The sequence below is a fragment of the Neisseria sp. P0021.S007 genome (assembly GCF_051956855.1).
The window spans coordinates 1-700 of the sequence record NZ_JBQCXA010000506.1; the positions used below are offsets into that span (position 1 = coordinate 1).

Here is a 700-nt window from a genome sequence, read left to right on the forward strand (position 1 = left end):
GTACGTATACTTCTGCTTTGAACTTGGTGTGAGGAGTGATAGTACCTGGTTTAGCCAATACTTGACCACGCTCTACGTCTTCACGTTTAGTACCACGCAGCAATACGCCTACGTTGTCACCCGCTTGACCTTCGTCCAGCAGTTTGCGGAACATTTCAACGCCGGTGCAAGTGGTTTTTTGGGTTTCTTTCAAACCTACGATTTCGATCTCGTCACCAACGTGGATGATACCGCGCTCTACACGACCGGTTACTACTGTACCACGGCCGGAGATAGAGAATACGTCTTCGATAGGCAACAAGAAAGGTTTGTCCACAGCACGCTCAGGTGTTGGGATGTAGCTGTCCAAGGCAGCAGCCAATTCGAAGATTTTTTCTTCGTAAGCAGCATCACCTTCCAAAGCTTTCAGTGCAGAACCTTGTACGATTGGGCAGTCGTCGCCAGGGAAGTCGTAGCTTGACAACAAGTCACGGATTTCCATTTCAACCAGTTCCAACAGCTCGGCATCGTCAACCATGTCGCATTTGTTCATGAATACGATGATGTAAGGTACACCTACTTGGCGAGCCAACAGGATGTGTTCGCGAGTTTGAGGCATAGGACCGTCAGCGGCAGAACATACCAAGATCGCGCCGTCCATTTGGGCAGCACCGGTAATCATGTTTTTAACGTAGTCGGCGTGGCCCGGGCAGTCTACGTG

Annotated in this window: 1 protein-coding gene; it reads right to left on the reverse strand. The window is 50.1% G+C overall.

The genetic code is table 11. The features are described 5' to 3' along the window. The coding region (locus tag ACTHUR_RS14280; protein WP_440399218.1) for an elongation factor Tu at positions 1 to 700 on the reverse strand (700 nt) is incomplete at both ends.